The following is a 20,476-nucleotide window of genomic DNA, read 5'->3' as shown; positions in this document are numbered from 1 at the left end:
ACATGAAGGCACGATCATGAAGCCAGAGCATATTCCCGTCATCGTCGGCGTCGGCCAGTTCAACGATCGCCCGGAGGACCCGGCAGAGGGCAGGGATTCGCTGGGGCTGATGGAGGAGGCGCTACGGGTGGCCGAGCGGGACGCGGGCGGCGGCTCGTGGCTCTCGGGGCTCGATTCGATCGGGATCGTCGATCAGATCTCGTTCAAGGCGCTGGGCAATCTGACCGGGCCGCTCGCCGAACGGATCGGCGCCTCGCCGCGTTTCGCCGAACAGACCGCCCTGCCAAGTGGCACGAGTCCGATCGAGCTGCTCAATATCGCCGCCAACCGCATCGGTGCCGGAGAGATCCGTTCGGCCGCGATCTGCGGCGGTGAGGCGCTCCGGACGGCCGCGCGCCGCGCCGCGGCTGCGGCAGGGACCGCTTCGCACAATGTGGTGCGAACCCGGCTGGAAGCGAACAAGCCTGGGTACGCACAGCGCTATGGTCTGGTGGCGCCGATCGATGTCTATCCGCTCTACGAGAATGCCGCGCGATCGCGTTACGGTCAGGACCTCGCGGCGGGCCAGGAAGAAACGGGCGAGATTTGGGCGCGCTTCTCGGAGGTCGCGGCAGCGAACGAGGGGGCGTGGATCCGGCGGAACCGGTCGGCCGAGGAGATCGTCACGCCGACCGCGGACAACCGCCCGCTCGCCTTTCCCTATACCAAGCTGATGGTGGCCAACAGTTCGGTCAACCAGGGAGCTGCGTTCATCGTGACGAGCCTGGCCGAGGCACGGGCCCGCGGTATCCCCGAGGAACGGCTTGTCTTTGTCGGACTCGGTGCCGCGGCGCGCGAGGACGACCAACCGATCCGCCGGGACCGGTTCGATCGTAGCGTAAGCATGTACGTGTCGCTCGTCCGCGCCCTTTCTCTCAACGGGCTGGCGGCTCGCGACATCGATATGGTCGAACTGTACAGTTGTTTTCCCTGCGTGCCTAAGATGGCGCGACGGGTGCTCGGTTGGCCCGTTGCGCGACCGGCGACGGTGTTCGGCGGTCTCACCTTCGGCGGTGGGCCGATCGGCAACTATATGAGCCATGCCGTGGTCAGCATGGTCGAGCGTCTGCGCCACGAGGGACGGTACGGCCTGCTGTTCGCCAATGGCGGCTTCGCCACCCATAATCACAGCATCGTGTTGTCGAGTCGCGCGATCACGGCGGCGACATTTCCGCAGGATTTCAACTATCAGGCCGAAGCCGAGGCGCTGCGCGATCCGGTGCCGGCGGTCGACGAGGATTATACCGGGCCGGCCACAATCGAGACCTATACGGTCTTTCACGCACGCGACGGCGAGCCTTCTGGGGGTGTGATCGTCGCGCGGACGCCTGGCGGCTACCGGACGTTGGCGGGCGTTCATGCAGGGGACAGGGCGGTGCTCGACCTGCTGCTCAGCGGCGCGCCCGAAGTTATCGGTCATGCAGGCACGATCGAGCGTCATGCCGATGGCGGGCAGATCTGGCGAGAACTCGCGGCAGTCGAGCAGGATCGCGTGGTCAGCGCCTAGTGCCGTTCGTGCCGCCGGTGCCGTGGGGGCCGGCGGTGCACGCGCCCTGGCGGCTAGCGGTCGGCGAGGATCAGGTTCGCGCCATGCTCGCCGAGCATTAGCGTCGGCAGGTGGGTGTTGGCGGTCACCAGGTCCGGCATGATCGACGCATCGACGACGCGCAGTCCCGCCAGCTCACGCACCCGGCACCGGCTGTCGACCACCGCCATCGGATCGTCGGTCCGCCCGATCCGGCAGGTGCCCGCGACATGGCCCATCGGATAGGTGAAGTGCCGCGCCAGCTTCTCGAGCCCCGCGCGGTCGTGGAGCAGGGCGGCTGGATCGATCAGGTCGGATGCGAGCAGGCGATCGCGCAGCATCGCGGGACCGTCGAGCAACCGCGCGATGCCCTCCGCGGCGGCACGGCTGGCCCAGCCCGGTTCGGTCAGCTTCTGCGCCAGATAGCCTTTCGCGATGAAGACGTTGTTGATCTGCGCGCGGACCTCGGCCTCGTCGAGGATACCGAGCGCGAAGGCGATCCCCTCGTGATGCCGGATGCGGTCGCGCTCGTCCGACAGAAGGTTGAAGCGGATGTCGGGCGCGGTCGCGGCATCGGGGCCGCGCAGTTCCACCGTGCCGCGGGAAAAGGGCTTGTACACGGAGACGAAGATCGATCCGATCTGGCGCCCGAGCCCATGCCAGCTTGTCCGGTTGAAGGCGGCCATGATCATGTCGGTTGGCGGGCACCCGTCGACGCCGGATGAGAAGCGCAGGCCGTTCTGACTCCAGGAGCGTTGCGCCGGGTCCTGGCGCGCGGAACGCTTGAGATGGACCGCGACGTTGAATCCGGCATGATTGATCAGGTTGCGGCCGACTCCCGGCAGATCGGCGACGATGGTGACGCCCTGGTCCCTCAAATGGCCGGCCGGTCCTATTCCGGATCGCAACAGCAGGAGCGGGGAGTGGATGCCGCCGCCGGAGACGATCGTCTCTCGGGCATGGACCTCGTCGAACCGGCCACCGCTTTCGATCCGCACGCCCGTCACCGTCCGCCCATCGATGAGCAGCTGGTCGGCCCGGGTGTCGGCCATGATCGTGAGATTGGGGCGCTGCCGCACCTCGGCGGTCAGCCATGCCATGGCGGCCGAAATCCGCCCTTCGGGGAGATTGGTCATCGGCATGGGGAAGATGCCGTCGCGAAAATCGCCATTGACGTCGTCGACGACGGCAAAGCCCTGGGCGCGGTTCACGCGTGCCACCGCACGGCTGAATCCCGGCCAGCGCGTGCGGGGGTGCCGCCGCACCGGCATCGGCCCCGAATCGCCATGCATCGGTCCGCTGAAATCGAGATCGCGCTCGATCCGCCTGAAGCTGGGCAGGACATCCTCCCAGCTCCAGCCCTCGGCACCCGCGTCCCGCCAGCCGTCGAAATCGGCGGGGAGCCCGCGCAGCGCCAGCATCCCCATGATGCTCGAGCCTCCACCGACCATCCTTGCCTGACGGAATGGGCGCGGCCGGCTGGTCTCGTAATTCGCCGCCGAGAGTTTGGGCCAGTAAAAGGCGGGCTCGCCGATCGAGGCGGGAAATGCGTCGCGCACGCTGGCGGGTTCGGCGCCGGGCGGGTGGTCGGGCCCGGCTTCGATCAGCAGGACGGTGTTGCGGGGATCGTCGCTCAGCCGGCTCGCGAGCACGCAGCCCGCGGTCCCGGCACCGATGACGATGAAGTCGTAGGGCCTGGCGGTGACGCCTGCGTCAGCGGCCATCGGCGCCGTCCGATCGGCTGGAACCGGATATCGCCTCGCCTCGCACGCCGTGCATGCCTCCGCCCCCCTTGTGATCTGACAGGTTTCGGCCAGTGCTAGAGCGGCGGCCCGCAAATCGCTCATCAAAAGAACCCATAAGGCGCAACTGGTTTCATCATGGAGCGTGCCGGCGTCCGAATGCTACGGTCTTGCCGCCGGACGTCGATCCGGGATCGAGGAGAGCGGGATTGAGCGATCAGCACGGGCAGGGATATGCCGAGTTGAGGCAGCATTGGCCGCTCATCGTTGCCGTGATGATCGGCAGCGCGGCCGGCCCCACAGTCCTCATCCCCTATACCGCCGGCATCTTCATTCCCGCGCTCCAGCACGAGTTTGGCTGGAGCCGCGGCGCGCTCTCGTTCGGCTTCACCATCTATGGCCTGATGATGGCGTTGACGGCGCCCGCCGTGGGAAGCCTCGCCGACCGCCACGGGGTGGCCGTGATGGTGCCCTTGTCGCTCGTGGCGACGGTGGCGGCGTTCGTCGCCTTTGCCGCTCTCCCGAACAGCTATCCGGCCTTTCTCGCGATTTTCGCGGTGCTCGGCCTGCTCGGGGCGGGGGCGTCCTCGCTCGTCATGTCGCGGATCCTGACCGGCGCCTTCGATGCCGCCCGCGGCGCGGCGCTCGGCCTCGGCCTGCTGGGTGTGGGCATCACCAGCATGCTGGCCCCTCGGCTGCTCGGCAATCTGATCGATGCCGAAGGCTGGCGGGTCGCCTATCTCGCGCTCGCCGGGCTGGTGGCCCTGTGCATTCCCCTCATCGCCATCCCTGTCGCCCGCCATCCGAGCTGCCGGGCGAGCGCCGACGGTGCCCGGCGGCAGGTCGAGCAGGGCGGCCTCGGCGAGGTGCTGCGGTCGAGCGTGTTCTGGAAATTGGGGCTCGCCTTCTTCCTCATCCAGATATCGGCGACGGGCAATCTGTTCCATTTCATTCCGATGCTGCTCGACCAGGGCGTGCCACGCTCCGAGGCGACGCTCGCGGCCGGGCTGATCGGGGCGGTCATGATCGTTGCGCGCCTGAGCATCGGTTTCGTGATCGACCGCCTGTTCGCCCCGCGCGTCGCGACCGTGGTGAGCCTGGTCGCCGCCCTCGGCATCGGCACTCTTGCGGTCGGCGCGTCCTGGTCGGCGATCGTCGGCGCAGTGGCGGTCGGCCTGGTGATCGGTGCCGAGTTCGACCTCGCCGCCTATCTCGTGTCGCGCTATTTCCCGCCCGCCTTGTTCGGTCGCGCCTATGGCCTGCTCTGGATGATCATGGTCGGCGGCACGATCTCATCGACCTCGCTCTACGGGCTCTCGGTCGACCTGACCGGCGGCTATGGGACGATCCAGGCGGCGGCCACCGCCGGGATCGCCTGCTCCGCTCTCCTGTTCCTGCTGCTGCCGGCCTTCAACCAGAGCTTGCGGCATCAGCAGCCAGCATGACCGGTCACCAGAATCATGATGCCAGCCGCTGACCGGGCGCTGATAGGGTCGGCCAGGCAAATCGGAAAAGGAGAGGCCGTTGGCGACCGAGATCATTGCTGAGCCCCGCATCGGCATCCGCAAGGCGAAGGATCACATCGTCGCGATCGGTGGCGGCTCGGGCGATGGCGACGCGCACCGTGCGGTGTTCGGCCATCTGATCGACTACCGGCTCCAGGAGGCGACCGACGGTGCGGCGCGGGGCGTTGCCACCGTCGCGGGCAATTTCATCGACAAGCCGGCGTTCGTCAGCGACTGGCATGTCCACAATTGCGGTATGCAGATCGCGATCGTGTTGAGCGGCTCGCTCGCCCTCGGCCTCGCCGATGATCTCCATGTCCGCGCGCATGCCGGGGAGATCATGTTTATCCCCGGCGGCGTGGTCCACACCGCGCTCGCGCCGTCCGCCGACTATCAGGTGCTGGAGCTGACCTTTCCGGGGGAGTTCGGCACGACGGAGACCGACGTGCCGCCGGCAGGAAGCGGCAGCCAGGCACGGGTTTGGGGACCGTCCGCCGCGACGCGCACGGAGGTCGCGGGCGGACTCGAGTTCTTCGTCTATCCGGTCGAAGCTTCTTACGCGGATAGGTACGATCTGCGGCGGATCTGGCGTTCGCGGGTGCTGCCGTTTGCGCCGACGGTGCGTGTCCATGACGATAAGGTCCGCCTTCTCGTCGTCACCCAGGGCTGGATCGAGAGCGGCGAGGCCGCCGAGCCCGACCGCCTGGAGAAAGGTGATATCCTCGTCGTGCCGCCGGGCACCGAGCGCCACGACGTCGCTGTCTCGGACGACTTCGAGGCGATCGAAGTCCGCATTCTCCAATAACGCCACGCCGGCGCGATCTCGGAAAATACCTCCATGCCCAAGCTCTACGTGATGCACCATTCGACCTGTGCCCGCAAAGCGCTGTTCACGATGATCGAGAAGGGGGCGTCGATCGAGACGATCGAGGTTCAGCGCGACTATCTCGCGACCCCGGAATATCGCGCGCTCAACCCCGAGGGCGTTGTGCCGACCCTGGTGCGCGACGACGGCCGGGCGCTGACCGAATCCTCGGTCATCTTGCGCTATATCGACGAGGCCTTCCCCGGCCCGTCGCTGCAACCCGATGATCCGAGCGACCGCGCCGACATGACCTTGTGGATGAAACTGGTCGACGACAAATTCTTCATCGGCCTGGTGACGATCTCGTCCGCCACCTTCATCCGCTCGCTGTTTCGGTTGCCCGAGCAGGAGCCTGAATTCGCCGCCATGCTCGACGCGATGGTCGATTATCAGAGCCGACGCCTGCGCGAGGACGCGGTGCGCAATGGACTCGCCTCCGGCTATATTCCCTGGGGCCTGTCGGTATTGCGCGGCATGCTGCAGCGGATCGAGGCAGCGGTCTCGCAAAAGGGCTGGCTGGTCGGTGACCGCATGACCTTGGCGGAATGCGCGATCACGCCGATCATGCTCAGGCTCGAGGAATTCGGTTTCGCGCCGGCCTGGGAGGAAAGCCTGCCCGCTACCACCGCCTGGTGGAAGAAGCTGTCGGGCCGGCCCAGTGTGCGCCAGCTGGTCGAGTTGGCCGATCGGCAATTGCTCGGTCAATTGGTCGGGTCGATCGAGCCGGCCCGTGGGCAGTTCCTCGATGCGCTCCGCTCGGCGCCACTCGCCGCCTGATCGCTTCCCAGTAATCGGATAGTCGATGCGCGCGCCATTCCGTGCGCCCAAAGAGCTGTCCGTCGATCCCGAACATCGCGGCGGCTATCCATGGTTTCGCGCGATGGATCATCACAAAACTGATCATGATCGCCTCTTCCCGCGTCGCCTTATGCTCCCGGACCAGAGCGCAACAACAGGCGCCGAAAATTGGGAGGGAGAGGCGAAATGGCTATTATCACATCACCTTGTCGTGCGTTGCGTACGTCTATGCTCACCGGCGCCGCGATTGTCGCGATGCTGGCCGGAGCGCCCGCTTGGGCGCAGCAGAGCGACGGCGCAACGCCTACGGCCACGCCGGCGGCGAAGCCGGCCGATGCCGCGCCGCGTGCCGCAGCACCGCAAAATGCGCAGTCCGACACGGGCGGGCTGGATGAGATCGTCGTCACCGCGCGGCGTCGATCCGAATCGCTGATCTCTGTGCCGGTCGCGGTGACCGCGCTCGAAGCGGCTGACCTCCAGCGCTACGGCACCCCCGATCTCAAGAAGATCGGTCAACTCGCGCCTCAGGTCATCATCGCCCAGGCGGGTTCCGGTGCGGGCGCGAGTTTCACCATTCGCGGGATCGGCTCGCCCGCGACCGATGTCGGCATCCAGCAGTCGGTATCGCTCAACATCGATGGCGTGATGGTCAGCCGCGGGCGTTTCGTGCGGCTCGGCACCTTCGATCTGCAGCAGGTCGAGGTGCTCAAAGGGCCGCAATCCCTCTTCTTCGGCAAGAACAGCCCGGCCGGTGTCATCTCCATGTCGAGCGCCAACCCGACCGACCGCCTCTCCGGCTATGTCCGTGCGGGCTATGAGTTCGTCGCCGACGAGAAATATCTGGAGGCGGCGATCGGCGGTCCGGTCAGCTCGACGCTGCGCGCACGCATCGCCGTCCGCGCATCGTCGATGGCCGGTTGGGTGCGCAACACCGCGCCGCCGATGGCCAATCCATTCGATGCCGCCAACCCGCTTCCGGGAGCGCTTGGCGTACGCCAGCCGGCCGACAAGGAGCTCATCGGGCGCTTCACTCTGATCTATGAGCCGTCGAGCCGTTTCGACGCGACGCTCAAGGTCACGGCTGGCCGGCTGCGCACCAACAGCGACTCCGGCGCGACCCAGGCGGTCTGCGCTCCCGGGATCGCGCACCCAACGACGTTCGGCGTCGTCGACCTTTCCGACAATTGCAAGCTCGACCAGCAGCGCTCGTCGAGCGCGATCCCGCTCGCCTATCTCAAGGACTGGCCGGGGCCGCCTGCCGACGGCAAGCCGCTCACCAAGCAGGAAGCGGCGATCGCCTCGCTGGTGATGAACTACAAGCTCGACAAGGTGACGATCACCTCGACGACCGGCTTCCTCTACCTAAACACCCGCGGCTTCGACGAATTTACCTATACCGGGACCAGCCGCATCTGGGGCTACAACACCGAGAAGAGCCACCAATATTCGCAGGAACTGCGCGTCGTTACCGATTTTGACGCGCCGGTGAACGTCACGCTCGGCGGCTATTACGAGCGCAACGACATCGCCGACCCTTCGGCGTCGCTCGTCGCCTTTGTCGGTCCCGATGCGCAGGGTCGGTACCTCAGCTACATCACCGATATCGCCTCGCGCGGTGAGACGATCTCGCTCTTCGGGCAAGCGCGCTGGAAGCTGACCGACACGCTCGAACTTGCCGGGGGCGTCCGTTACACGCGCGAGACGCGCGACCTGCTCCGGCTGCGCGACACTTATGTCCATGCGGGCCTGCCGTTCCTGCCGGTCGGCACCAACATCACGGGCAAGTTCGCCGACAGCAATTATTCGCCCGAGGCGACGCTGACCTGGCGCCCGACGCCGAGCTCGACGCTTTATGCCGCCTACAAGACCGGCTACAAATCCGGCGGCTTCTCCCAACCCGGCAACATCGCGGCCAACGCCACGGCGGCCAATCTGCGCTTCGGCAGTGAGACCGCCTCGGGGGGCGAGATCGGCTACAAGGCCGAGTTGTTCAACCGGCGGCTGCGCGTTTCGCTCACCGGGTACAGCTATGATTTCAACAACCTGCAGCTGACCTCGTTCAACGCGGCGACGCTGGGCTATACGCTGCGCAATGCCGCCAAGGCGCGCACCCAAGGTGTCGAGTTCGCGGGCGAATGGCGGCCGATCAACGAACTCACCTTGCGGGGCGGCTTCGGCTATAACAAGGCCAAGTATCTGAGCTTCCCGGGATCGCCCTGCTATAGCGGCCAGACGGCTGCCCAGGGGTGCATCGTCACCAACGGCGTCGCCGGCCAGAACCTCACCGGAACACCGCTGACGCGTGCCCCGCTCTGGGTGATGAATATGGGCGCGAACTACACGAAGCCGATCACGGACGGCCTCAGCCTCGGCCTGTCGCTCGATGGCGACTACAGCTCGAGCTATTTCGCCCAGGAGAACCACAACCCGGTCTCGCTCCAGAAGAGCTTCTGGCGCCTCAACGGATCGGTTCGCCTGATCGCCGACAAGGGCTGGGAGCTCGCGCTGATCGGGCGGAATCTCACCAACACCTATTACATGGTTGCGGGCGTCGATAAGCCCGGCGGCACCGGCGGGACGATCGGTGCCGCTGTCCAGCGGCCGCGCGAGGTCCTGCTCCAAGCCTCGTACCGGTTCTGATCGCGTGACTGGGGTGGCGGCGTCCCGCATCGACCGTCCGAACGGATCGGACGTCGCCACCGCCCGTGCGACCGCGCGCACGGGCTGGCGGATGGTGGCACTCGCCACGCTCGCGCAGAATTTCGCCTTGGGCCTGAGCTTCGGCAGCCTGGGCCCCTTGATGAAGAGCTTCGAGACCGAATTCCATACCGGTAGAGGCCTCGTGTCGACGGCGGCGGGCCTCCTGTTCCTCGCGCTGTCGATCCTGTCGCCGCTGCTCGGTGCACGGCTCAACCGCGTCCGGCTGCGCTATGTGATGTGCCTGGGCGGCCTGCTCAGCGCGCTTGGCTATTTCGGCCTGACCGTGGTGACCGGCATCTACGAGGTGTTGGCGATCTACGCCTTCCTCATCGGGCCCGGAATCTGCCTTTTGGGCTATCTCCCGGCATCCACCCTGGTGAGCAACTGGTTCGCGGGCAATCGCGGCAAGGCGCTTGGGATCGTCAACATGACGATCGTCCTGTTCTTCTTTCCGCCGATCCTCGCGCGGGTGGTCGATGCCGAAGGGATGCGCGCCGCCTTCCTGGTAATCGCGGGCCTCTACCTCGCGGCCTCGGTGCTGATGCTCCTGGTGATCGACCGGCCGGCGGGATCCGGCTGCGCGGCCGGCCCTGCCGTCGCGGTTCGACCGGCGCAGCTCACCACCGGCGCGATCCTGCATACCCGCGCGTTCTGGGCGCTGAGCCTGGGCGTCGGGATCCTGACGGGCGCGGGATCGACCATCACGGTGCATATCATTCCGTTGGCAACGGGTCGGGGGTTCTCGCTCGAAGCCTCGTCGCTCCTGTTGTCGGCGTACGCCGGGGCGGGGCTGCTCGGCACTGTCATCTTCGGTGCGCTGTCGGACCGGATCGGCTCCCGGACGACCCTGGTGATCAACGGGGTCGCGCAGATCGCCCTCTGGCTGCTGCTGCTGCCGGCGCTCGGCTATGTGCCGCTGATCGTGATCGTCGCGTTGATCGGCATCTGTTCGGTCGCCATCCTCACGCTGCACAGTGCCGCGATCAGCGAGATCTTCGGTCAGGACAATGTCGCGGCGGTGCTCGGCCTTTCCTATGTCCCCAAGGTCGTCTTCATCTTCGGGTCGGCGCCGCTCGCTGGCTTCCTTTACGATTTCACCGGCGGCTATGATGTGGCCATCCTCGTGCACATCGCATGCTTCGTCTTCGCGACCCTGGGCTTCGTCCTGTTGCCGGGGCGCGTCACCGGGAGCGCACGGCGATGAGCCGGGCAATCTCGCTCCATCAGCTCTGCGCCCTCGAGATCACCCCCTGGACGCTGGTCGAGGTGGCGGCGCGGGCAGGCTATGACCATGTCTGCGTCTGCACCCAGGGCCCGCCCAATCCGGCAATCCGCTTTCCGCTGGTCGCGGCCGGCGAAGCAACGGCCTTCCGTCGCCATGTCGCCGATCACGGGTTGAGCGTCCTCAACATCGAAGCCTGCTTCCTGACGGCGACGGCTGACGTCGCAGGGTTCCGTGCGGCGCTCGAGACCGGCCGGTCGATTGGCGGGCGCAGCGTAACGGTCGTCAGCCTCGATCCCGACCCGCTGCGCGCGCGTGACAATTTCGAGGCCGTTTGCATGCTTGCCGGCGAGATCGGTCTCATCGCCAATCTCGAGTTCATGGCGATAAGCCCGACCGTTGCGACGCTCGAACAAGCGGCCGACTGGGTTCGGGGCACCGCGCACGCCGCGCTGGCGATCGACGCGCTCCATGTCGTGCGGACCGGCGCTGCCGTCGCCGAGATCGCTGCGCTCGATCCCGCGTTGATCGGCTACCTTCAGCTGTGCGACGGCCCGGCGACCAGGCCCGAGGAGGAATGGCGCGCCGAGGCGATCGGCGGACGCCGAGTCCCCGGGGAAGGGGAGTTTCCGCTGGTCGACCTGCTGCGCGCGGTGCCGGCCGACCTGCCGGTCTCGCTCGAGGTCCCGATGAACCACCGCCGTGACGGCGAAGGCGTGGATGCGGCCGGTCGGGCGTCGATGCTGATCGCCGGCACCCGCGCCGTTCTGGCGCGCGCACGATGACGGCACCATGGCCAGTACTGACGGCACGCCGATGATCAACCGCCAATGGCTGCTCGCACGCCGGCCAAGGGGGCGGCTGCAGCTGGCTGATTTCGCCTATCGGGCGGGCCCCTATGAACCACCGCCGCTCGGTGAGGGCGAAATCCTGTTGCGTAACCGCCTCTTCCGCTTCTCGCCGGCGATGCGCGGCTGGATGAAGACGACGGCGCAGAATGTCGCGCCGATGGCCGTCGGTGAGCCGGTCCTCGGCAACACCACGGCCGAGGTGATCGCGTCGCGCGCGCCGGCCTACCCGGTCGGTGCGATCGTCTCCACGCTGGCGAGCTGGCAGGATTATCAGGTGATCGATCCCGCGGCGGCGGCGATCCCGCCGCGGATCAAGCCCGTCGACGTCACGCTCCACGACTTCGAAGGGGTCTTCGGGACCAACAGCCTGACCGCGTATTTCGGCCTTCTTCGGATTGGGGAGCCCCGTCCGGGCGATACCGTCCTAGTGTCCGGCGCGGCCGGTTCCACCGGCTCGGTCGCGGCGCAGATTGCAAGGATCTGCGGATGTCGCGTGATCGGGCTCGCCGGCGGCCCGGAAAAATGCGCCTGGCTTCGCGACGTGTGCGGGCTCGATGCGGCGATCGACTATAAGAATGAGGATGTCGGCGAACGCCTTGCCGCGCTTTGCCCCGATGGCATCCAGGTCTTTTTCGACAATGTCGGCGGCCGCCTGCTCGATATCGCGATCGACCATATGGCGCGGTTCGGTCGGATCGTGCTGTGCGGCCAGATCGCCAGCTATGACGATGGCGACGCGCTCGCACCGGGGCCGCGCAACATGATGCGCGTGGTCTATTGGCGGCTCCGCCTGCAGGGCTTCATCGTCTTCGATTTCATCGACGCCGTGCCGGAGGCGCTCGCTGATCTCCGGCGGTGGCATGCCGATGGGCGGCTCGTCCATCGGAGCGAGCTCGTGGTCGGGTTCAAGCGGCTGCCCGAAAGCTTCCTGCGCATCTTCGACGGATCGAGCCGGGGCACGCTGCTGCTGGAAGCGGATTGAGGGGCAACGGTCGCGGGCGGCCAGAAAGAGGCAGGATGGAACAGGAATTCGATGTCATCATCGTCGGCGCGGGATCGGCCGGTTGTGTGCTCGCCAATCGCCTATCGGCCGATCCGGCGTGTCGCGTCGCGCTGCTCGAAGCGGGCGGTGAGGACAGCTCGTATCTGGTCGACATCCCCAAGGGGTTCAGCAAGCTCGTCTTCGATCCGGACTACACCTGGAACTATCCGGTCCGCCAAAAGCGCGGCAACGGGCTCGACGTCAACGAAAGCTGGGTGCGCGGTCGCTGCATCGGCGGATCGAGCACCATCAACGGCATGGTCTATGTCCGGGGGCAGCCCGAGGACTACGACGCCTGGACCGCCGAGGTCGGACCCGAATGGAGCTGGCGGAGCATGAAGGCCGCATTCCGCTCGATCGAGGATCATGAGCTGGGCGACGACGGCGTGCGTGGTGTTGGCGGGCCGCTGCATATTTCGGTCGGCAATTTCCGCTACCCGCTGGCCGAACGCCTGATCCATGCGGGCGAGCAGATGGGGTTGAAGCGCAAGGCCGACCTCAACCAGGAGCATCAGGAGGGGGTCGGTTATTTCAGCCACAACATCAAGCGCGGCCGGCGGCAAAGCGCGGCACGCGCCTTCCTGAAACCGGTCCGGAGGCGCTCGAACCTGACGGTGCTGACGCATGCGGTGGTCGACCGCGTGCTGTTCGAGGACCGCCGGGCTGCCGCCGTCGAGGTGCGGCTCGCGGGCCGGCGGGTCACGCTCCGGGCCCGTCAGGAGATCATCCTCGCCGCCGGCGCGATGCACAGTCCCAAGATCCTGCAGCTGTCGGGAATCGGCCCGGGCGGGCTGTTGCGGCGACACGGCATCCAGGTGCTGCACGACAGTCCCGATGTCGGTGGGCGCATGCTCGAGCATCTCGGCCTGACCATCGGCCGCCGGCTGCTCGCGCCGGAACGCGGCGTCAACCACCGCTTCCACGGTCTGGGTCTTGCACGCAGCATCGCCGAATATCTCCTGCTCGGCACCGGCCCGCTCACCAGCGTGCCGCGCGAGGTCGGCGCGTTCGTCCGGGTCGATCCCGCATCGACGCGCCCCGACGTCCAGCTCTATCTCGGCGGCACCAGTCTCAAGCGTCCCGACGGGGAGAATACCGCGACTCCGCTGCCCGTGGTCGAGCGTGTGCCCGGGATGGCGGTCTATGCCCAGATGCTGCGGCTGACCAGCGAGGGGCGGATGGCGATCAGTTCGGCCGACCCGGACGCACCGCTCGACATCGAACCCAATTGGCTGAGTACGGCCCATGACAAGCGTCTCGCGGTGCTGATGGTGCGCTACATTCGCCGGTATCTCTCGATGCCGGCCATCGCCCCGTGCCTCGGCGTCGAAACCACGCCGGGACCAATGCTTCAGACGGACGACGAGATCCTCGACGCGGTCTATCGCAACGGCACCTGCGGCATCCACGCGGTACGCACCTGCCGCATGGGCAAGGACCCGGCGGCGGTGCTCGATGCGCGCTGCCGCGTCCGCGGCGTATCGGGCCTTCGGGTGGTGGATTGCGCCTCGATGCCCGGCATTCCGTCAGGCAACACGAACGGGCCGGTGATGGCATTCGCCTGGCGCGCGGCAGACCTGATCATCGAGGACTGGCGGACAAGCTGAGCCCCCAAAAAAGGGGCTCAGGCGTCCATCAAGCGGGTGCTGCCGTCCCAGGTCCGGGCGGCGGCCCGTACCGCTTCGAGCCGCGCGACAAGCGCCGGCGCGACTTGGCTCACTTCGATGACGTAAGGAGCGTCGCCGGGCATTTCGTAGAAGCAGATACGCGATCCGTTGGGCGCTACCAGCGCCTGGACCCGCATACCGCCGCGGGCGGCGAGCCGCGCTTCGGCGGCGTCGAGGTCATGGGTGAACATGCTGTTGTGCTGGACGCCGCTGCGGCCCGCATCGAGGAATTCCTGAAAGATCGAAGGACCATTGGGCTCGATCAGCTCGATCATGAGGTCGCCGGCATAGGCGATCGCGGCTCGATATTCGAGCGTGGCGGGCGCGCCATGCAGCTCGCCTTGCTCGAAACGGAGCGGGGGGAAGAGAAAAAAGGGCCCGACCCCCATCACATCCGTCCAATAGGCGATCGCCGCCTCGATGTCTTCGACGACAAAGGCATTCTGGCACAGCGTATCAAATGGAATGGACATGGGAACTCCAAAAAAGGGGACGGGCCCAGGCGAGGAACGGTCAGCCGCGGCGATCGCGGAACATCTTGCGGAGATCGGCGAGCACGGCCTGCGGCTGCTCGTAATAGCCGAAGTGACCGCCGCGATCGTGCGCCTCGAACTGGACGGCATTATAAGCGTGGACGCGCGGCCCCGCCTTGAACAGGTCGATGCGCTGGGGCGGGGTGACGCCGATCGGATTCTCGCCGCCCAGGAAAGATACGGCGGTCGGCGCTTCGACCCAGGGCGTGCGGTCGTGCGACGGCTCCCACAAATATCGCGTGGCATCGGCATAGGCACGCATGGAGGAGCCGATCGTGCGCGTGATCCAGTAGATCATCGTGCTGGTGATGATATGCTCGCGCGGGAAGACCGTCTCGACGTCGCCGTCGCAATCGCTCCATGACCGCCAGCGCTCAAGCAGCCAGGCGAGGGTACCGACCGGCGAATCCGCCAGCGAATAGGCAAGCGTCTGCGGGTCGAGCACATGGACCGCATAATGGGCGACATATTTGGTCGCGCCGCCGCCGGGCATCGGGACAGTCGAATCCCATTTGCGGTCGGTCACGTCCCATTTGCGCGTCGCATCGAACTGGTTGAGCAGCATCGGATGCATGGTGTGCACGCCGTAGAGATGATCGGCATATTTATGGCCGAGCTGGGCTGTGACCATCGCGCCCCAATCGGCGCCGCTGGCGGCATATTTCTCATAACCGAGCCCCTCGGTCATCAGCTTGTGCCAGAGGTCCGCCCATTTCCAGAAATTGAGGCCGGCACGCGGCGGCGGCCCCGAAAAGCCGTATCCCGGAAGCGAGGGCACGATCACGTCGAACGCGTCCGCCGGATCGCCGCCGAACGCCGCCGGATCGGCGAGCGGGTCGATCACCTTGTTCATGTCCCAGAACGTCCAGGGCCAGCCATGCGTGATGATCAGCGGGATGGGGTTGGGGCCCTTGCCCTTGCGGCGCAGGAAGTGGATCGGCACGCCGTCGATGACGGTGCGGAAATTCTCATAGGCGTTGATCTTCGCCTCGACCGCGCGCCAGTCGTAATCGGTACGCCAGTAATCGACGAGGCCGCGCAGATAGTCGGCGTTGACGCCGTAGCTCCAGTCCTCGTTGCCTGGATCGTCCGGCCAGATCGTGTTGTCGAGACGCCGCTGGAGATCGGCCAGCGCTTCGTCCGATACCGCCACCTGATAGGGTTTAATGTCGATTGCCATCGCCGGTCTCCTCTGGTCCTTTGCCCGGGGTCGAACGCCCCGCATCGTTGGCCGGCAGGGTAGGGAAGGGACCCTCCCGCCGGGGAATCAATTGTTTGAATGTCGCGCCCTCAAAAGGCGCATGGCGCCGGGGGCAGCTGCCGCCATAGCGAGGGGAGCGTCGCCCGGGCTCCCCCGTCCCGGGCGCCTCAGGCGGCTACCTGGTCGATCCGCGCCTCGCCATAATAAGACCGTCCCGTAGCCGCCATCGCGCGGAGCGCGTCAGGGACCAGGAAGCGTGGGCCGCATGTGTCGGCGAGCACGTCGCACTCGGCAGAGAAGCGGGCCGCTCCGACCTGGTCGATGAGCGAGATCGGACCGCCGGTCCAGCGCGGGAAGCTCCAGCCGAGCACGGCGCCGACATCGGCGTGGCGCGGGTCGGTGAGTACCCCTTCGGACAGGCAGCGGGCCGCCTCGACCGCCTGACGATAGAGGAACCGCCGCTTGAGCGTGTCGACCAGCTCGGGCGTGCTATGGGGCGTGGTGACCGGCCATGCCTCGGCAAGACCCGGCCACAGGCGCTTGGTGCCGTCCGCGGCATAATCGTAGAATCCCCGGCCGTTCTTGCGGCCATAGCGTCCTTCCCGGATCAGGAGGTCGATCACGTCATCGGAGCGCCGGCGTTCGGCGGCCGCGCCGAGGCTGAGCCTGCGTTGGCCGGCGATGCGATCGACCAGGTCGATCGCGACATCGTCGGTGAGCTCGAGCGGCCCGCGTGGCATGCCGGCCAACTTGCCCGCGGCATCGATCAGGGTCGGTGCGTAACCGTCGACCAGCATCTCCATGCCTTCGCGGATATAGGTGTCGAACGTCCGCGAGGTGTAGAAGAACGGCGAGTCCCGGACCACGATCGCCGTCTTGCGGATCGCCTTCACATAATCGAGCGCATGAGCGAGCGCAGTCTCATCGGTCTCCTTGCCGAGGACGATCTCGACCAGTTCCATGCGGTCGACGGGCGAATGGAAATGCATGCCGATGTAGCGATGCGGATCCGGCGCCGCTTCCGCCAGGCCGGTGATCGGGAGCGTCGATGTGTTCGAGGCGAACAGCACGCCCTCGCGTACCGCCGCTGCCGCCCGCCTGGTGGCCTCTCCCTTGACCTCACGGTCCTCGAACACCGTCTCGACGACGAGGTCGCACGGGGCGAGGTCGCCATAATCGTCACTGGGCCGAATCCGCGCGACGATGGCATCGGCGGCCTCCTGGGCGATAATGCCCTTGGCGACCCGGCGGTCGAGCACCGAACGGGCATAAGCCTTGCCTCGCTCCGCCGCCTCGCGGCTGGTGTCGATGAGGATCACGTCCAGGCCGGCCTCGGCCGACACGAAGGCGATCCCGGCGCCCATCATTCCGGCGCCCAGCACTCCGATCACGCGATAGCTGGCAGGAGGCGGCGCTACGGGCCGGTCCTCGGCCTTGGCGAGGGCGGGATGCGAGTGGAACAGCGTACGGATCATCGCCTTGGCTTGCGGCGACTGCAGGGTCGCCACGAAATAGCGCGTCTCGATCTGGAGCGCGCGGTCGATCGGCACCTGGGCGCCTTCATAGAGCGCATGCGCGATATTCCCGATCGCCGGATAATTGCCCTGGCTGCGCCGGGCTGCGATTGCCGCGGACTGGATGAAGACCGGGTTGCCGTCGGCGCTATAGGGCGTGCCTCCCGGCAGCACGAAGTCCCGCCGGTCCCAGCGCGCCTGCGGCGAGCCGCCCGCGGCGATCCAGGCGCGCGCGGCGACGACCTCCTCGCCCTTGGCGACCACGGCGTCGATGATTCCCAGCGACAATGCTTCGGCAGGCTTGAGTGTGCGGCCCTCGAGCAGCAGCGGCAGGGCGCGCGCCATGCCGAGCAGGCGGAGCAGGCGCTGCGTGCCGCCGCCCCCCGGCAGCAGGCCGATCGACGCCTCGGGCAGGCCGAGCTTGATCCGCGGATCGTCAGCGACGATCCGATGATGGCAGGCCAGTGCGAGCTCGAGCCCGCCACCCAGCGCGTGACCGGCGATCGCGGCGACGATCGGCTTGCCACAGGTTTCAAGCGCACGCGCGACGCGGTTCGCCTTGCCCATCCGGTCGACGATCGAGCGCTGCTCCTCAGCCGAGGCCGGTGTGTAGCCGGCGGCGTCGAGCATCTCGTCGAGATCGGCCCCCGCGCAAAAGGCATTGGCCTTGCCGGAGACGATGATCGCGCCGCGGATCGCATCGTCCTCGCGAACCGTCTCGACGATCGCCGCCAGATCGTCCCAGCCGCGGGTGGTCAGCGTGTTCATGGTCCGGCCGGCGGCATCGAACCGGATGGTGGCGATACCGTCGTCGCCGCGCTCGAGCGTGAAATCCGTCATTACTATCCCCCTCATACACGCTCGATCACGGTCGCGGTGCCCATGCCGGCGCCGACGCACAGGGTGATGAGCGCCGTCTCGCGGTCGCTGCGTTCCAGTTCGTCGAGTACGGTGCCGAGGATCATCGCGCCGGTCGCACCGAGCGGATGGCCCATCGCGATCGCTCCGCCGTTGACGTTCATCCGGTCGGGATCGATGTCGAGCGCCTGCATCATGCGCAGGACGACCGACGCGAAGGCTTCGTTGAGCTCATAGAGGTCGATATCGCCGACGCTCATGCCGAGACGGTCGAGCAGCTTGCGGGTGACGAGCTCGGGGCCGGTCAGCATGATCGACGGCTCCGAGCCGATCGAGGCCATGCCCTTGACGCGCGCGCGCGGCGTCAGACCCATCGCCTCGCCCGTCTCGCGCGTGGCGAACAGCACGGCGGCCGCGCCATCGACGATCCCCGACGAATTACCGGCGTGATGGATATGATCGATGCGGTCGACCTCGGGATAGCGCTGCAGGATGATCGGGTCGAACCACTTGTCGCCCATATCGGCGAAGGCGGGCTTGAGCGCGGCGAGCGACTGCAGCGATGCATCGGGACGCATATGCTCGTCGCGGTCGAGCAGGGTCAGGCCGAGGCCGTCCTTGACCGGCACTACCGACTTGGCGAAGCGTCCCTCCGACCAGGCGCGCGCGGCGCGCTGCTGGCTCTGGACGGCATAGCTGTCGACGTCGGTTCGGTCGAAACCGAAAAGGTTACCGATGAGATCGGCGCCGATCCCTTGGGGCGCGTAATAGGTCCTGAACGCCGGATGGGGGTCGGCGTACCAGGCGCCCCCGTCCGACCCCATCGCGACCCGCGACATGGATTCGACCCCGCCGCCGATCGCCATCTCGGCCTCGCCGGCCTTGATCTTCGCCGCGGCGATGTTGCAGGCCTCGAGCCCGGAGGCGCAGAAACGGCTGACCTGCAGGCCCGCCACGCTCTCGGCATAGCCGGCATTGAGCACGGCGATGCGGGCGATATCGGAGCCCTGCTCGCCGAGCGGCGCCACGCAGCCCATGACCACATCGTCGATCATCGCCGTGTCGAGGTCGTTGCGGTCGCGTATCGCGCCGAGCACCTGGGTCGCGAGGTCCAGCGCGGTGGTGCCATGCAGCGCACCGTCCTTGCGGCCCTTGCCGCGCGGTGTCCGCACGGCGTCGTAGATGTACACGTCAGGCACGCGAAACCCTCCTCGCAGATGCGCCCGGCGGCTTGGTCGCGCAGGGCCGCAGGTCGGCCTGTCCGGGCATCGATATCGCTGAGCTGCTATCGCGAGGCGGCGGATTCGCCTCATCAGAATACCTCATGAAATCCGTCGGATTTCGTCATGCGCGCGCCCTGCATGAAGGCGCTACGGTGCCTTGCACAGCGATCGCCCGGCAGCAGGGTCGTCGCCGGACACGAGAGGAAGGAGCCTGACTTGACCTACGCGCTCGCGACGCTTCGAACGGACAACGGTCCGACGCCCGCGGTCAGGATAGGGTCGCATTACTACCGGCTCGTCCAGGTCGCGCCCGGGCTCGAACTCGACGCCGCCTCGACCCTGGGTGACGTGTTCGCCCGCTGGGAGGAGGCGGAGCCGCTGATCGAGGCGGGTGTCGCCAAGCTCGCGGCCGGTCACGGCCCGGCGCCGATGGCCGACGAGGCCACCGCCTCGTTCCTGCCGCCGATTCAACGCCCGTCGAAGATCCTGTGCGTCGGCGCCAATTATCACGACCATCTGAAGGCCGATTTCGACATCAACGACTTCGACAAGTCGAAGCAGGACGTGCTCTACTTCATGAAGCATCCCGGCGCGCTCGTCGGCTCGGGTCAGGAGGTGCGCTATCCCAGTCAGAGCACGAAGCTCGACTGGGAACTGGAACTCGTCGTGGTGTTCGGGAAGCGCTGCCGGCGCGTGACAGTCGAGGAAGCGCTCGACCATGTCGCTGGCTATACGATCGGCATCGACCTCTCGGCTCGGGACTGGCAGTTCAATCCGCGCCACACCAAGCAGTTCGACCTTCTGACCGGCAAGTCGTTCGACGACAGCGCGCCCTGCGGGCCGACGATCGTGCCGGCCCGCTTCGTCGATCTCGACGACACGCCGCTCAAGCTTTGGGTCAACGACGCGCTCAAGCAGGATTCCAACACCCGCTTCATGATCTGGTCGGTGGCCGAGCTGGTTGCGGATCTGAGCCAGCACATCACGATGGAGCCGGGTGATCTCCTCTACACCGGCTCACCGGCCGGCGTCGGCATCGCGACCGGAACCTTCCTCAAGGTCGGCGATCATGTGAAGGCTGAGATCGGCGCGATGGGGCGGCTCGAGATCGAGATCGCCGAGGATCCCGACAGGAGCCGAATCCCAGGCGCCTGACGGCGGACTGGCGGGCGCGGCCGGGGGGACGCGCCC

The 20,476-nt window shown here is 66.9% G+C and carries 15 protein-coding genes; 10 read left to right on the top strand and 5 right to left on the bottom strand.

Annotation, left to right across the window (positions count from 1 at the left end; translation table 11 throughout):
* The first annotated feature begins 16 nt into the window (after positions 1–16).
* Positions 17–1,546, top strand: coding sequence for an acetyl-CoA acetyltransferase (locus tag SMA01S_RS19405; protein ID WP_066826420.1), 1,530 nt, complete (start codon positions 17–19; stop codon positions 1,544–1,546).
* 53 nt (positions 1,547–1,599) lie between these two features.
* Here SMA01S_RS19405 and SMA01S_RS19400 read toward each other — a convergent pair whose 3' ends face one another.
* Complete coding sequence (locus tag SMA01S_RS19400) at positions 1,600–3,288, bottom strand: GMC family oxidoreductase (RefSeq protein ID WP_066826416.1); 1,689 nt, start codon at positions 3,286–3,288, stop codon at positions 1,600–1,602.
* Between the two features lie 227 nt (positions 3,289–3,515).
* Here SMA01S_RS19400 and SMA01S_RS19395 point away from each other — a divergent pair, with 227 nt between their 5' ends.
* The 8 genes from SMA01S_RS19395 (at position 3,516) to SMA01S_RS19360 (ending at position 13,896) form a co-directional block, all read left to right on the top strand.
* Entirely contained in the window at positions 3,516–4,751 is a 1,236-nt protein-coding gene (locus SMA01S_RS19395; protein WP_066826413.1) for an MFS transporter, read from the top strand.
* A gap of 79 nt (positions 4,752–4,830) precedes the next feature.
* Complete coding sequence (locus SMA01S_RS19390) at positions 4,831–5,616, top strand: cupin domain-containing protein (RefSeq protein ID WP_066826409.1); 786 nt, start codon at positions 4,831–4,833, stop codon at positions 5,614–5,616.
* Between the two features lie 33 nt (positions 5,617–5,649).
* Positions 5,650–6,453, top strand: coding sequence for a glutathione S-transferase family protein (locus tag SMA01S_RS19385; protein WP_066826406.1), 804 nt, complete (start codon positions 5,650–5,652; stop codon positions 6,451–6,453).
* Between the two features lie 207 nt (positions 6,454–6,660).
* On the top strand, positions 6,661–9,114 hold the full coding sequence (locus tag SMA01S_RS19380; protein WP_084250454.1) for a TonB-dependent receptor: 2,454 nt from the start codon (positions 6,661–6,663) through the stop codon (positions 9,112–9,114).
* Positions 9,115–9,127: 13 nt separating this feature from the next.
* On the top strand, positions 9,128–10,378 hold the full coding sequence (locus tag SMA01S_RS19375) for an MFS transporter (RefSeq protein ID WP_066826400.1): 1,251 nt from the start codon (positions 9,128–9,130) through the stop codon (positions 10,376–10,378).
* Entirely contained in the window at positions 10,375–11,181 is an 807-nt protein-coding gene (locus SMA01S_RS19370; protein WP_066826396.1) for a sugar phosphate isomerase/epimerase family protein, read from the top strand. Before SMA01S_RS19375 ends, SMA01S_RS19370 begins: the two co-directional genes overlap by 4 nt.
* 7 nt (positions 11,182–11,188) lie before the next feature.
* Complete coding sequence (locus tag SMA01S_RS19365) at positions 11,189–12,229, top strand: NADP-dependent oxidoreductase (RefSeq protein ID WP_066826394.1); 1,041 nt, start codon at positions 11,189–11,191, stop codon at positions 12,227–12,229.
* A gap of 35 nt (positions 12,230–12,264) precedes the next feature.
* Positions 12,265–13,896 carry a GMC family oxidoreductase gene (locus tag SMA01S_RS19360; protein WP_066826391.1) on the top strand — a complete coding sequence of 544 codons (1,632 nt, stop codon included), beginning with the start codon at positions 12,265–12,267 and terminating at the stop codon, positions 13,894–13,896.
* A gap of 17 nt (positions 13,897–13,913) precedes the next feature.
* Here SMA01S_RS19360 and SMA01S_RS19355 read toward each other — a convergent pair whose 3' ends face one another.
* From SMA01S_RS19355 to SMA01S_RS19340, 4 genes are all read right to left on the bottom strand, one after another.
* A complete protein-coding gene (locus SMA01S_RS19355) occupies positions 13,914–14,429 on the bottom strand; it encodes a VOC family protein (RefSeq protein WP_066826388.1) in 516 nt (171 codons plus the stop codon).
* A gap of 40 nt (positions 14,430–14,469) precedes the next feature.
* The gene (locus tag SMA01S_RS19350) at positions 14,470–15,669 is read right to left on the bottom strand and encodes an epoxide hydrolase family protein (RefSeq protein ID WP_066826384.1); all 1,200 of its coding nucleotides are present in this window, start codon (positions 15,667–15,669) and stop codon (positions 14,470–14,472) included.
* A gap of 188 nt (positions 15,670–15,857) precedes the next feature.
* On the bottom strand, positions 15,858–18,044 hold the full coding sequence (locus tag SMA01S_RS19345) for a 3-hydroxyacyl-CoA dehydrogenase NAD-binding domain-containing protein (protein ID WP_066826382.1): 2,187 nt from the start codon (positions 18,042–18,044) through the stop codon (positions 15,858–15,860).
* 11 nt (positions 18,045–18,055) lie between these two features.
* Complete coding sequence (locus SMA01S_RS19340) at positions 18,056–19,261, bottom strand: acetyl-CoA C-acetyltransferase (protein ID WP_066826379.1); 1,206 nt, start codon at positions 19,259–19,261, stop codon at positions 18,056–18,058.
* Positions 19,262–19,501: 240 nt separating this feature from the next.
* On the opposite strand from SMA01S_RS19340, the gene SMA01S_RS19335 reads away from it, so the two are divergent.
* Entirely contained in the window at positions 19,502–20,440 is a 939-nt protein-coding gene (locus tag SMA01S_RS19335; protein WP_066826377.1) for a fumarylacetoacetate hydrolase family protein, read from the top strand.
* Positions 20,441–20,476 lie beyond the last annotated feature (36 nt).

It is taken from the genome of Sphingomonas mali NBRC 15500 (assembly GCF_001598415.1).
GTDB lineage: Bacteria > Pseudomonadota > Alphaproteobacteria > Sphingomonadales > Sphingomonadaceae > Sphingomonas > Sphingomonas mali.
Note: the sequence above shows the minus strand (reverse complement) of the source record. Positions and strands in the feature narration are given on the sequence as shown.

Bases quoted from the DNA above. Each gene is read 5' to 3' on its own strand.
- SMA01S_RS19405 (WP_066826420.1), top strand. From the start codon at position 17: ATGAAGCCAGAGCATATTCCCGTCATCGTCGGCGTCGGCCAGTTCAAC.
- SMA01S_RS19400 (WP_066826416.1), bottom strand. From the start codon at position 3,288: ATGGCCGCTGACGCAGGCGTCACCGCCAGGCCCTACGACTTCATCGTC.
- SMA01S_RS19385 (WP_066826406.1), top strand. From the start codon at position 5,650: ATGCCCAAGCTCTACGTGATGCACCATTCGACCTGTGCCCGCAAAGCG.
- SMA01S_RS19380 (WP_084250454.1), top strand. From the start codon at position 6,661: ATGGCTATTATCACATCACCTTGTCGTGCGTTGCGTACGTCTATGCTC.
- SMA01S_RS19370 (WP_066826396.1), top strand. From the start codon at position 10,375: ATGAGCCGGGCAATCTCGCTCCATCAGCTCTGCGCCCTCGAGATCACC.
- SMA01S_RS19365 (WP_066826394.1), top strand. From the start codon at position 11,189: ATGGCCAGTACTGACGGCACGCCGATGATCAACCGCCAATGGCTGCTC.
- SMA01S_RS19360 (WP_066826391.1), top strand. From the start codon at position 12,265: ATGGAACAGGAATTCGATGTCATCATCGTCGGCGCGGGATCGGCCGGT.
- SMA01S_RS19355 (WP_066826388.1), bottom strand. From the start codon at position 14,429: ATGTCCATTCCATTTGATACGCTGTGCCAGAATGCCTTTGTCGTCGAA.
- SMA01S_RS19350 (WP_066826384.1), bottom strand. From the start codon at position 15,669: ATGGCAATCGACATTAAACCCTATCAGGTGGCGGTATCGGACGAAGCG.
- SMA01S_RS19345 (WP_066826382.1), bottom strand. From the start codon at position 18,044: ATGACGGATTTCACGCTCGAGCGCGGCGACGACGGTATCGCCACCATC.